The sequence below is a fragment of the Sporosarcina sp. FSL W7-1349 genome, from assembly GCF_038003045.1.
In the GTDB taxonomy this organism is placed as follows: domain Bacteria; phylum Bacillota; class Bacilli; order Bacillales_A; family Planococcaceae; genus Sporosarcina.
Map to the genome: position 1 here is coordinate 2,590,044 of NZ_JBBOOK010000001.1, position 12,647 is coordinate 2,602,690.

At 48.4% G+C, this 12,647-nt stretch carries 12 protein-coding genes; 3 read left to right on the forward strand and 9 right to left on the reverse strand.

From position 1 onward, the window contains the following. Positions 1-14: 14 nt before the first annotated feature. Positions 15-1,004, reverse strand: coding sequence for a YeiH family protein (locus tag MKY41_RS12790; RefSeq protein WP_340745378.1), 990 nt, complete (start codon positions 1,002-1,004; stop codon positions 15-17). A 107-nt stretch (positions 1,005-1,111) separates the two neighbouring features. Between MKY41_RS12790 and MKY41_RS12795 the strand changes: the two genes are divergently transcribed. The 3 genes from MKY41_RS12795 (at position 1,112) to MKY41_RS12805 (ending at position 4,331) form a co-directional block, all read left to right on the forward strand. Then, positions 1,112-1,999 (forward strand): LysR family transcriptional regulator, encoded by an 888-nt coding sequence (locus MKY41_RS12795; protein ID WP_340745379.1) that lies wholly within the window; start codon positions 1,112-1,114, stop codon positions 1,997-1,999. Between the two features lie 134 nt (positions 2,000-2,133). Beyond that, positions 2,134-3,360, forward strand: coding sequence for a peptidase T (pepT, locus tag MKY41_RS12800; protein ID WP_340745380.1), 1,227 nt, complete (start codon positions 2,134-2,136; stop codon positions 3,358-3,360). An 11-nt stretch (positions 3,361-3,371) separates the two neighbouring features. Further along, the gene (locus MKY41_RS12805) at positions 3,372-4,331 is read left to right on the forward strand and encodes a DMT family transporter (protein ID WP_340745381.1); all 960 of its coding nucleotides are present in this window, start codon (positions 3,372-3,374) and stop codon (positions 4,329-4,331) included. Positions 4,332-4,370: 39 nt separating this feature from the next. On the opposite strand, the gene MKY41_RS12810 is transcribed toward MKY41_RS12805, so the two are convergent. From MKY41_RS12810 to MKY41_RS12845, 8 genes are all read right to left on the reverse strand, one after another. Then, entirely contained in the window at positions 4,371-5,153 is a 783-nt protein-coding gene (locus tag MKY41_RS12810) for an enoyl-CoA hydratase/isomerase family protein (protein WP_340745382.1), read from the reverse strand. 29 nt (positions 5,154-5,182) lie between these two features. Continuing rightward, positions 5,183-6,061: a 3-hydroxyacyl-CoA dehydrogenase family protein gene (locus MKY41_RS12815; protein ID WP_340745383.1), complete on the reverse strand. Its 879-nt coding sequence runs from the start codon at positions 6,059-6,061 to the stop codon at positions 5,183-5,185. A 52-nt stretch (positions 6,062-6,113) separates the two neighbouring features. Continuing rightward, entirely contained in the window at positions 6,114-7,265 is a 1,152-nt protein-coding gene (locus tag MKY41_RS12820) for an acyl-CoA dehydrogenase family protein (protein ID WP_340745384.1), read from the reverse strand. Positions 7,266-7,295: 30 nt separating this feature from the next. Continuing rightward, positions 7,296-8,045, reverse strand: coding sequence for an SDR family NAD(P)-dependent oxidoreductase (locus MKY41_RS12825; RefSeq protein ID WP_340745385.1), 750 nt, complete (start codon positions 8,043-8,045; stop codon positions 7,296-7,298). A 92-nt stretch (positions 8,046-8,137) separates the two neighbouring features. After that, positions 8,138-8,884, reverse strand: a complete 747-nt coding sequence (locus tag MKY41_RS12830) for an SDR family NAD(P)-dependent oxidoreductase (protein WP_340745386.1) — start codon at positions 8,882-8,884, stop codon at positions 8,138-8,140. Between the two features lie 22 nt (positions 8,885-8,906). After that, positions 8,907-10,550 carry an AMP-binding protein gene (locus MKY41_RS12835; protein ID WP_340745387.1) on the reverse strand — a complete coding sequence of 548 codons (1,644 nt, stop codon included), beginning with the start codon at positions 10,548-10,550 and terminating at the stop codon, positions 8,907-8,909. A gap of 19 nt (positions 10,551-10,569) precedes the next feature. Next, a complete protein-coding gene (gene menB / locus MKY41_RS12840; protein WP_340745388.1) occupies positions 10,570-11,370 on the reverse strand; it encodes a 1,4-dihydroxy-2-naphthoyl-CoA synthase in 801 nt (266 codons plus the stop codon). Between the two features lie 31 nt (positions 11,371-11,401). After that, on the reverse strand, positions 11,402-12,553 hold the full coding sequence (locus MKY41_RS12845; protein WP_340745389.1) for an acyl-CoA dehydrogenase family protein: 1,152 nt from the start codon (positions 12,551-12,553) through the stop codon (positions 11,402-11,404). Between the last annotated feature and the right edge of the window lie 94 nt (positions 12,554-12,647).

The window sequence follows — 12,647 nt, forward strand, 5'->3', positions numbered from 1 at the left end:
AAAAAGAGTTTTAATTAAAATAAAAAGCTTATAAACCCATATTCGACTGCCACTAGGATAATTGTACCGCCCAATCCGGCAATGAAAGGTTTTGCGCCTGCCCGCTTAAATGCCGACAATTTAACATTCAATCCGAGACCTGCCATCGCCATCGCCATTAATACATAAGCCAATGACACGAGCATGGAAGCGACTTGCTCAGGTACGATTCCCGTCGAGTAGATGGCGCTCATCGCCAAAAAGCCGAAAATGAACCATGGAATCGGGAGTTTCCTGAAGCTGAAAGCCTCCCCTTCCTGCCGATTTCTTTTCGCCATCCAGAAGCCGACACCTGCTGCGACCACAACCAACAGGATGACGCGCGTCAATTTGACGACCAACGCCAAATCGAGAGCCGCGGCTCCCCCAACATCTCCTGCTGCCACGACATGCGCGATTTCATGAAGCGTGCCGCCTGCGAACATGCCGTATGCTTCACTCGACAGCCCCAGTGCCGAATAGAAGATAGAATAAAGGAATGTAAACAACGTGCCGAGCAGTGCGATGATTGCCACGCTTACCGCGGTCTGTTCGGCCTTTGCCTTCAGTTGCGATGAAACAGCAACGATGGCTGCCGCGCCGCAAATCCCTGTTCCACAGGCTGTCAAAAAGCCAATCGTACTATCCACTTTCAGCAGTTTAGCGACCCCATATACAGCCGAAATCCCAATGACGACACTGCTCGTCGCCAGTAGAAAAGCAGGCCATCCCGCGGCCGCAATATCGCTCAGATTCAAACGCATCCCGAGCAAAATGATTCCTGCGCGCAATAGTTTCTTGGATGAAAATTGGATGCCCGGCTCCCAAGTAGTCCGGACGGGGAAAAAGGTATTCCATATAATTCCGATTAAAATCGCGATGACTAACGGGCCAATCAACGAGAGATAAGGAAGCGACGTTGCCAGTTTTGCGATCACCGCGATGATTAGCGTTAAGCCGATACCTGTCCAGAAATTTTTATTCAAAGTAACCTCTCCTTCTATTCCATGATAGAATGGATTCCATCATCAGTAAAATGAGTATTTCCAATAGAATCCATCAGTTTTCCTGATGCAAGGAGGGGGCCATCCAATTGCTGTTGGAAGAATTGAAAACCTTTATAACCGTTGTGGAACACCAGAACTTCACGAAAGCGGCAAAAGAGCTGAATCTCGCACAGCCGACCGTTAGCCTTCATATTAAAAACTTGGAGAGCGAGTTGAATGTCCCCCTGCTCGTCCGTTCCCATCGAACCTTTCACGTCACGCCAGAGGGGGAACTGCTCTATGAACGGGCAATCCAATTGTTGAAACTCGCGGAGAAAACAAAAGAGGAAATTTTATGGAAACATCAAGAAGTGAGCGGCAAGCTACGGATTTCCGCCAGCTATACAATCGGGGAATACTTATTGCCCGAAGTATTGACAGTGCTCCACCAGAAATTTCCCCATTTGCAGGCCGAAGTAACGATTGAAAATACCGAGGATGTGGAGACGGCGGTCCGCGAACTGCGATGCGATGTCGGTTGCATCGAAGGAAGTGTGCCTGCAAAAGAATTGATTATCAAGCCGTTCATGTTTGACGAACTGATTCTGGTGGCAGTGAATACACATCCGCTTGCCAAACTGGACCATGTCGAGTTGGCCGATCTCCAATCAGCCCATTGGATCATGCGTGAAAAGGGATCCGGTACCCGGCAATTTACGGATTATCTGCTGCGTTCCATCGGCCAGGTCAACCCGTCCTGCACCATTTTCGGATCCAATGAAGGCGTGAAACAGGCATTGTTGAGCGGCCTCGGCATTGCCGCCGTTTCGGTCTATACGGCAAAAAGAGCGCTGGACCGGGGAGAGCTCGTTCCATTGAAAGTGGATGTCATATCGCAAAAAAGAGTGTTTTCCACTTTACACTCTCCGTTGATGGGTGAAAAACGGCATGTCGAAGTGTTTATCAAAGAACTAAAAATGATGTACGGCGATTGAACCCCGTTGTGCAACTATCCTATTGCAGCGAGTATCGGCAGCTGGGGCGTCATCTATTCCGCGAGGCAGAAAAGTCTGATAAGATAAAACCTAAGCTGGATGAAGAGGAAATTCGATAAAGGAGGAATGCAGTTATGAAAGAACGCCTGATTGAACGATTAATCCGGTATGCCAAAATCGATACACAATCGGACGCAGATAGCCAATCGACCCCTTCCACACCAGGGCAATGGGATTTATTGTATGAGCTGGAGAAGGAATTGAAGGCAATCGGCATGCAGGAAATCACATTGGACGACAATGGCTATTTATTTGCCACCTTGCCCGCCAATACGGACCGGGATGTTCCTGTCGTCGGATTTCTTGCCCATGTGGATACGGCGACGGACTATACAGGGAAGAATGTGAATCCTCAGCGGGTGGATCACTACGACGGGACAGATATCCGGTTGAATGAAAACACGATTATGAAGGTCTCCGATTTCCCCGAGCTCACGAATTATGCCGGCCACACATTGATCACCACCGATGGGACAACCCTGCTAGGTGCGGATAATAAAGCCGGCATCGCAGAAATCATGACGGCGATGGAATACTTGATTCAACATCCGGAGATCAAGCACGGGAAACTGCGTGTCGCGTTCACTCCAGATGAAGAAATCGGACGGGGGCCGCATAAATTTGATGTGGAGGCATTCGGCGCCGAGTTTGCGTACACGATGGATGGAGGACCGCTCGGCGAGTTGCAATATGAAAGTTTTAATGCAGCCGGAGCGAAAGTCACCTTCTACGGCACGAATATCCATCCCGGCTCCGCCAAGGGCAAGATGGTGAATTCGCTATTGATCGCCCACGAATTTCAAGCAGCGATGCCCGCGAAGGAAATTCCACAGAAGACGGAAGGATATGAAGGTTTCATTCATCTGATGGAGGTGGATGGATCGGTTGAAGAAACGACACTCCATTATATCATCCGCTATTTTGATCGTAATCAGTTCGGAGCAAGAAAGCAGCTTTTCGAAAATACAGTGAAGGATTTGCAAACACGGTACGGAGAGCAGGCCATCTCACTAGAACTGACAGACCAATACTTCAATATGCGGGAAAAAATCGAGCCGGTCATGGAAATTGTCGACATTATTGCGGAAGCATTCAAGCAATTGGATATCAAGCCGGCGATCATCCCAATCCGGGGAGGAACGGATGGGTCCCAGCTGTCCTATATGGGCATGCCGACGCCGAATATCTTTACAGGCGGCGAAAACTATCACGGGAAATACGAGTATATCTCCGCTGATAATATGGTGAAGGCGACCGAGGTCATCATTGAGGCCGTGAAGCTTTTCGAAGCTCGCGTCTGAGAGAGTTTGAAATGAAAGCCATTTGGATCGGGATTCTCTCCTCCCTCTTCTTCGCAGTCACCTTTGTCTTGAACCGCTCGATGGAATTATCGGGCGGCAGCTGGCTCTGGAGCGCTTCACTCCGCTATTTTTTCATGGTTCCATTCTTGGTGGCGATTGTGGCGTACCGGAAAGGGCTCGGCGATGTGAAAAAAGAGATGTCCGCAAAACCCACTCCATTTTTTCTTTGGAGCTTCGTAGCATTCGTCCTTTTCTATGCACCACTCACCTTCTCCGCTGCTTATAGTCCCGGATGGCTGCTCGCCGGAACTTGGCAATTGACGATCGTTGCTGGTGTTCTCCTGGCACCGCTCTTTTCAGTTAGGGTGCAAACGAGTCAAGGCGAACGAAATATACGTCAGCGCATTCCTCTATTGTCGCTCGGCATTTCATCCATCATCTTCATCGGGGTCGTAATCATCCAGATTCCGAATGCGCAAAATGTCGAGGCGCAAGTCTTATGGCTCGGAACCTTGCCTTTATTGATAGCCGCTTTCGCCTATCCGCTCGGGAACCGGAAAATGATGGACTTGCTCGGCGGGCGGCTCGACATGTTCCAACGGGTGCTCGCCATGACACTCATGACGCTTCCCGTTTGGATCGGATTTGCAATCTACGCTTTATGGACAGTCGGGCCGCCGTCTTGGAGCCAGGTTGTCCAATCTCTCATCGTAGCAGTCAGTTCAGGTGTCATTGCGACATCGCTGTTCTTTATGGCAACCGACCTTGTTCGAGAGGATCAAGGAAAGTTGGCAGCTGTGGAAGCGACCCAATCCACAGAACTCATCTTCGCCATGATCGGGGAAATGTTGATTCTCAGCCTCCCCCTGCCCGGCCCGATATCATTGGCCGGCGTTGTTATCATCGTTATCGGCATGGGATTACATAGCTATCAAACCGCGGTATCGAAAAAGAAACAACCTGTGACTTAGGACAAGTACAGGTTGTTTCTTCATTTACCAGCTAAAAAGCTATTTTGAAATAAATTCAGGTGTGCGTTTCTCTAAAAAGGCACGAGTGCCCTCCATTTTATCTTCTGTCGAATATAAGGCGGCTTGTGCAAGCTTTTCAATGAGCAAACCTGCCTTCATATCCGTATCAAATCCTGTGTGAATAACCATTTTAGCAAGCTTCACAGCTAATGGACCTTTTGTTATGATGCAGTTTGCCGTTTCTTCCACCGCCTCTTGCAACCGATCTTGAGAAACATATTCGGAAATCAGACCGATTCTTTCGGCTTCTTCCGCAGTGATAATTTTTCCTGTCAGAATCAATTCAATCGCTTTTCCTTTACCGATCAGACGGGCCAGCCGCTGTGTGCCCCCTGCCCCTGGGATGACGCCAAGATTCAGTTCGGGAAGCCCAAATTTTGCAGTAGCGGAAGCGATCCGAATATCACAGGCCATCGCGAGCTCGCATCCACCGCCAAGTGCAAATCCATTTACCATGGCGATAGTTGGTTTGTCATACGCTTCGATATAATCGTAGACGTCCTGCATGCTTCCGACGGAAAAGACATCCATCGGCCGGCGGTTTTCCAGCTGTTTAATATCTGCTCCTGCCGCAAATGATGTATCCCCTTGTCCCGTAAAAATGACGCAATGGGTCTCGTCGTCTTCTTTCAGCCATTCTAGTGCGTTCCTCATTTCATCCAGCGTTTCCTTACTCAAGGCATTTCGTTGTTCCGGTAAATTAATGATCAAATAGGCTAGTTTATTCTTTTTTTCGACGATGATATTGCGATAGCTTTTCATTCCCCTTCCCTCCTGCCTGTGGTTTGCATTTAACGGCCCAACCGATTGCCTTGGGCGTCGTAATCATAAAATCCTTTTCCCGTCTTTTTGCCAAGTTCGCCTTTTTCCACTTTTTCAGTAACAGTCCGCGACGGCTTATCCTTTTCATCACCACTTTCGTCATACCGCTGCTTCCGAACGAGGTAATGTACATCCAAGCCAGTCAAATCCATCAGTGCGAATGGACCAATCGGATGATTCAATGCTTTCATGCAGGCAAGATCGATCTCTTCCGGCGTCGCATAGCCATTTTCATAGAGAAAGATCGCCTCATCTGTTAATTTTCCAAGAATTCGATTGGCAATGAAACCTGAAATCTCCTTGTTGAGCAACACGGGCACTTTCCGGATGCTCTCCACGAATTCCACACTTTTTGCAGCAGTTCCCTCAGAAGTATGAGGACCTTTCACCACTTCAACCAGCTCCATGACAAGGGCAGGATTAAAAAAATGGATATTGCAAACATTTTCCGGCCGGCTGACAGCATCGGCTATTTTCGAACTGACGATGGTCGAACTATTTGTTGCCAATATCGTATCGGGGGCAACAAGCCGGTCGAGCTTCGTAAACAACTCTCGCTTGGCATCCAATTTTTCAACAATCGCTTCAATGACAATATTGGCATTCTCCATTTCTTCAATTTCGGTCGTAAAGGTGAGGCGCCTGAATGCCTCCCCGACCTCTCTCCTTGAGTATCTCCCTTTTTCGACCCGCCGTTCCATCTGCTTTTCCAGAAAATGCTTCGCATGCTGGAGGCTTTCCTGTGAAATATCCTGTAACACGACTGGATAACCCGCAAGCGCACAGACCATCGCAATTTGCGACCCCATCGCGCCAGAACCTGCGACAGCTACGTTATTTATTTCCATTTTCTATATTCACTCCATCCTTCACACTAAGAACCATCTCACCCGACATTTTTTATTGGTTTGCTTGCAACACATCCCGAGCGATAATAATCCGCTGCACTTCACTCGTCCCTTCGTAAATGGTCGTGATTCGTGCATCCCGGTAAAACCTTTCAATTGGATAGTCGGATACATATCCCATGCCGCCATGGATCTGAACCGCTTTATCGGCGACCCGGTTAAATACTTCGGAGGCATATAACTTGGCCATAGCGGCTTCTTTAATCGCTTTCTTTCCGGCGTCCAACAGGTTCGCAGCTTTCAGCATTAGCATGCGGGCCGCTTCCGTTTCCGTCGCCATATCGGCCAGCATCCATTGAATCGCCTGATTTTCTGCAATCGGTTTTCCGAATTGCTCTCGTTCTTGCGCATAAGAAGCGGATAATTCAATTAACTTTTTACAGGACCCGACTGCTCTGGCGGCAAGCCCCACCCGGCCTTCGCCTAAAATTTTCAATGCCGACATATACCCCATGCCGACTTCTCCAATGACATTCTCCTCCGGCACCTCACAATTATCGAAAATCAGCTGAGCCGTATAGGAGCCACGCAACCCCATTTTTTTATCCTGCTTGCCGATGGTCAGCCCGGGAAACTCTTTTTCCACGACGAATGAAGTGATTCCCCCTTTTGCCCCTTTTTCTTTATCCGTCAAAGCGAACACTGTAAAAACATCTGCGATCGGTGCATTGGTGATGAAATGTTTGGTCCCATTGAGTATCCATTTATCTCCGCGCTTTTCTGCGGTCGTCGCTAAGTTTGTCGCATCCGATCCCGCTCCCGGCTCCGAGAGGGCGAACGCACCGATCTTTTTACCGATTGCCATATCCGGCAAATACTTCTGTTTTAGTCTTTCGGAACCCAATCGGACCAAGCCGACACTTCCAATTCCGGTGTGAGCGCTAATCAAGGTGGCAAAGCCATTACTGGAACGTCCCAATTCCCCTAGGACGGCTGCTTTTCCAACAACGCTTAAGCCGATTCCACCGTATTCTTCCGGTATGCTCATTCCAAACAGGCCTAGTTCCTTCGCTGTCTCCACTAGGTGTCCAGGAATATGATCTTCCTCTTCAATTTGTTGGGCAAGAGGCTCCACCTCCTTGTCCACAAAGTTTCGAACCATTTGTTTGATTTGATCGATTTCAGGCGCTAATGTATCCAGCATTGCAATTCCTCCATTCTATTTGTGTATGGATTAATCCATCATGCTTTGTCCTCCATTGACAGACAGTACTTGGCCTGTGATCCAATCTGACAAAGACGATAATAAAAAAAGGACGGCCCCCTTTACATCATCCGGTGTTCCTAGCCGTTTCAATGGATATTGTTTTAAGATTTTATCCAATGTAGCAGCTTCATACGACTGCCCTTGATCGATCAGTCCTAGCGAAACCGTATTACATTGAATCTGATGGCGTCCGACCTCTTGCGCCAAGGATTTTAGAAAACTGACCGCGCCGCTTCGGGCAGCTGCAGATATGATCAAATTCCGGTCACCGGTACGGGCAGAATCTCCTATAATATTTATCAATTTACCTTCCTTTTGTTCTATCATATCCGGAATGAACACATGTGCCAGATGGACAACTCCATAGAGGCACACATCTACCTCCCGTCTCCATTCATCGGGGCTGTATTTAAAAAAAGGTTTGTACTGTGCATAGCCGGCATTATTTACAATCGAATGGACAAAGCCGAGCTCCGACTCAATCGTATCCTTCATATGCTGCACATCTTCCAGCGAAGCAAGATCCCCTTTCACCAAGGTAACCTGGCCTCCTGAATTCCAGATCATTTCCTTCGTTTCCTGCGCTTCCTCTTCCGAAGTTTGGTAGTGAAGCGCCACATGGGCCCCTTCTTCCGCCAGCGCTGTCGCAATCGCTCTTCCGATTCCTTTTGCAGCACCGGTAACCAACACTGTCCTTCCCTTTATGCCAAGATCCATTTCCATCCCTCCCATGCGTGCATAGCTGCTTGAACGAACCTTACAAAAGAAGAAAAGCCGCACTATCCAATGTAGTGACGGCTCCCCCAACATCAAATCATGGTCAAACCGCCACTGACGGAGAGCGTTTGGCCTGTCACATACTCCGCATCTTCCGAAACGAAATAAGCGACTGCCCCCGCGATATCTTTTGGCTGTGCCAATCGGCGAAGGGGGATCGCTTTTTCCAAAGAGTTGGCAAGCCCTTCGAATTCTTCCCCGATCTTTTGGAATAGAGGTGTATCGGCAGGTCCAGGAGCGACGCAATTCACGTTCAATTTATGACGTGCCATCTCACGCGCCAACGTCTTCGTGAACGCTACAACACCACCTTTTGCGGCGGAATAGACTGCTTCCCCGCTCGATCCGACTCGGGCGGCATCCGAAGCGATATTGACCACCTTTCCATAGCCATTTTCAATCATGAGAGGTAAAATTTCTTTGCAAGTATTGATTTGGCCAAGCAGGTTAATATTGATGATTTTTTGCCAAGTGTCAGGCTCACTCTGGAGGAACGGCTCCACTTTGTCCCATCCCGCATTATTGATCAACACATCGATTTTTCCGTAATGTTGGACAGATTCCTTCACGGCGTTCTGTACGACTTCCAAATCGGAGACATCGCAATAGACCGCTTTCGCTTCATTGCCCTCTTCCTCGATCAGCGCAACTGTTTCCTCGGCATTTTCTTTATTGATATCCGCCACGACGACCTTCATCGCTTGCGAGGCAAGGACTCGGGCAATCTCCCTTCCCAAGCCGCTCCCGCCACCTGTCACAAATGCAATCCGCTTTTCCATCGGACATTCCCCCATCCTTTGCCTACCCCATCGTATGAGTAGAGATATTTTCATTTATCATTTCACGAAGCTTGAATTTTTGGATTTTTCCACTCGCAGTAGTCGGCAGCTCGTCCATCAATTCAAGATATTCCGGCCAATATTGCTTTGCGATCCCTTTTTCCTCCAGAAATTTTTGTATCTTCTCCTTCGTCAGCGGAGCCCTATCCTCTTTCATCTTGACGACAGCGCAGGCCTTCTCTTGAAGACGATCATCCGGGACCGCCACGAGCTGAACAGTTTCAATATCCGGATGTTCATAGAGGACATTTTCAACGTACGCAACTGGGATATTTTCACCGCCTCGGATGATGATGTCTTTGACACGTCCGGTAATTCGGATATAGTCGTCCTCATCCATCACCGCGCTATCCCCCGTAGTGAACCAGCCGTCCTGGAATTCGGCTTTCGTTTCTGTAATTCGTTTCAAATAGCCGACAAACAAAGCTGGTCCTTTGCACATCAGATAGCCTTCTTCATGAGGCGGCAATGTGTTCCCCGATGGATCGACCACTTTCACTTCCATATCCGGAAACGCTTTACCATCCGTACCCGTAATTTTTTCTTCCGTATCGTCCACCAAGGTGATGGTCACCATGCCATTTTCCGTTTGCCCCCAACCCGTCAAGATGGCACATGGCAACGCTTTACGCGCCTCCTTTACGAGAACACGCGGGATCGGTGCCCCGACTGCAATGAAAATCCGAAGAGAACTTACATCATTTGTGCTCGCTTTTGCCGCTTTGACAGTATCTTGTAAAAACGGCGTAGCACTCGCCGTGAAGGTGATGTTTTCTTTCTCAATCAATTCAAGGAACTCTTCCGGATTCCAAATATCCTGGAAGACACCTGTTCCTCCATAGATGATCGGTAAATTGACACCATAAAGAAATCCTGTCTGATGCGCGAACGTCGAAGCCATGAAAATAGTATCCTCAGGCGTCAACGATAGATGATCGACCCAATAGGAAGCCGCGATATTAATCGTATTATGCGTATGCATAACTCCTTTTGGATCTCCTGTCGTTCCTGAAGTGAAGATGATTTCCGTCACTTCATTCGGATCATGGATAATTTCATCAAGTACGGCGACATCCCTCCGTTTTTCCCATGGCTCTGCAAGTAAGGAATCGAAAGACTTCATGCCTGGCGGGATCTTGTCCCCCAGTACGTAGACATGTTCCATGGAAGGCCATTGCGGCAGTAGTTTGCCAATCATCTCTGCATATTGGAACCCTCGGAACTCGTCGGGAATGACAATCATTTTGGACTCTGCCATCTTCACCATAAAACCAATTTCACGTTCCCGGTAAATCGGGATCAATGGATTACTGATCGCTCCGATACGCGTAGCGGCAAAATATAAAATGACGAACTCATTCCAATTGGGAAGTTGGAATGAAATGACGTCTCCTTTTTTCAAACCGATTTCCAATAGTCCGAGTGCAACGCGATCGACCAGTTCACCAAGTTCTTTATACGTATAGCGGCTTTTTTTATCAATAATCGCAACTTTATCCGGAGACTTTGCAATTTGTTCATTTAGGTAGTCCAAAATTGTTTTATTCGGCCACTTTGATTGATAGTTATTCAGATAAGCAGAGTCTAAGATTGTCTCATATCCCATTATTACTCCTCCTTATTTGCTATCCTCTAAATTTTTTAAAGTCCACAGGGCGTTTCTCCAGAAAAGCATCTCGTCCTTCCGCGGATTCTTCCGTGTTGTAAAACATGGCTAGGCTGCCCATCGCCATTTGTGTAATACCACTGATGTTTGCCGAATCTGCGTTGAATGAGTATTTCAACATTTTGATGGCTGTCGGGCTCTTTTCAGCAATTTTTCTCGCCCAATCCTCCGCAGCGGCCATCAATTCTGAAGCCGGTACGATTTTATTCACCAGTCCCATTTCCTTTGCCTCTTCTGCGGAGTACTTCTCGCATAAGTACCAGATTTCCCTTGCTTTTTTCTCTCCTACAACGCGGGCCAAATAAGCCGAGCCGAAGCCGGCGTCATAGCTGCCCACTTTCGGGCCGGTCTGTCCGAAGATAGCCGTTTCGGCTGCAATGGTCAGGTCGCAGATGACGTGAAGCACATGCCCGCCTCCGATGGCATAGCCATTCACTGCCGCGATGACCGGTTTGGGAATATTCCGGATCGTATGATGCAATGCTTCGATTTCCATTCCGATACCGCCGCCAAGCCCGCCAGAACCATCATATCCGCTATCATCCCCCTTTTTGCTTTGGTCGCCTCCCGTGCAAAATGCTTTCTCTCCGACACCAGTTAAAATAACGGCCCCAATCTGGTTGTCATCCCACGCATCCCGAAAGGACCAAATCAGCTCCTTTACGGTCAGAGAGCGAAAAGCATTATACACTTCTGGTCGGTTGATGGTGATCGTTGCCACCCCATCCTCTTTTTTATAAATCACATCTTGTAATTCCATGTTGTCGTCCTCCATTTCCTATTTTGAGAAATCAATACGGTCGATACTCTTTTCCAATGATCTCTTTGGCAATGACAAATTTATTCGCCTGGGCCGTACCATCCCCGATTTCCAAACCGATCACATCCCGCAAGCGCTGCTCCAGCGGCATCTCCTCCGTATAGGCATAATGCCCATTTAGCAACATGCACTCGTGAATAGCTTCTTGACTCATTTTAGGGCCGAGCCATTTCACGGATGACGCTTCTTTGGAATGCTTTCTTCCTTGATCTCGCAGCCATAGACCGCGATAGGCTTGCCATTTGATCAATTCCAAGTTGGTGTAATGGGTAACGATCGGAAAGGAGACGCCCTGGTAGGTCGCCAATGGTTTTCCGAATGAATGCCGGTTCTTCACATGTTCGATCGTTTCATCAATGCTTTGGAACGCCGCTCCGGCACATTGGAGCCCGATGAGCAAACGACTTAAGTCGAAACCGTTCATCACTTGGGCAAACCCGCGATTCTCTAGGCCAATCAAATTCTCAGCCGGCACTTCCACATCATTCAGATAAACGGAGCCTCTTCCGATCAGCTTATTCCCCATATCGTCATAGCCTTTGCATTCCACCCCCGGGAGATCGGTAGGAACGATGAATGCGCTGATCCCCCGGCTTCCCGCATCTAGGTCGGTCTTGGCAAACACGATGAACATATCACCGATTGTCGCCGCGCTGATTCCGGACTTTTCACCGTTCAGGATATAATGATCCCCTTTCCGCCTAGCAGTGGAAAGGATGCCGCCTGCATCTGTTCCCGCCGCCGGTTCGGTAATGGCGACACCGACCACTTTTTCGCCGCTCGCAATTTGAGGAAGCCACGTTTTCTTCAATTCTTCCGTCGCGTGATTACTAATGATCTCTGACGCTAGGGCATTTAACATGACCGCATACGTCAAATTGAAATCTCCCCTGCCGATTTCCTCCGCAGCTATACCGGTCATGACGCAATCCGCGCCGCTCCCCCCGTATTCTTCCGGGATCCGAAGTCCGTTGACGCCCAGTTCCCCAAGCTTTTTCCATAAATGCCGAGGGAAGGTATTGTCTCGATCCCATTTCGTATACTGGGGAAGGAGTTCTTTCAGTGAAAAGTCCCGCAACATCTCCTGAAAAGACACCTGTTCAATATCAAAATCAAAATTCATCTTCATCCACACTCCCATCAGATGGTCTTATTTAAACGGATCCAAGGGTTATGTAACCGTTTGCAATCAAGTCTTTGGGAAGGGGAAGCATCGT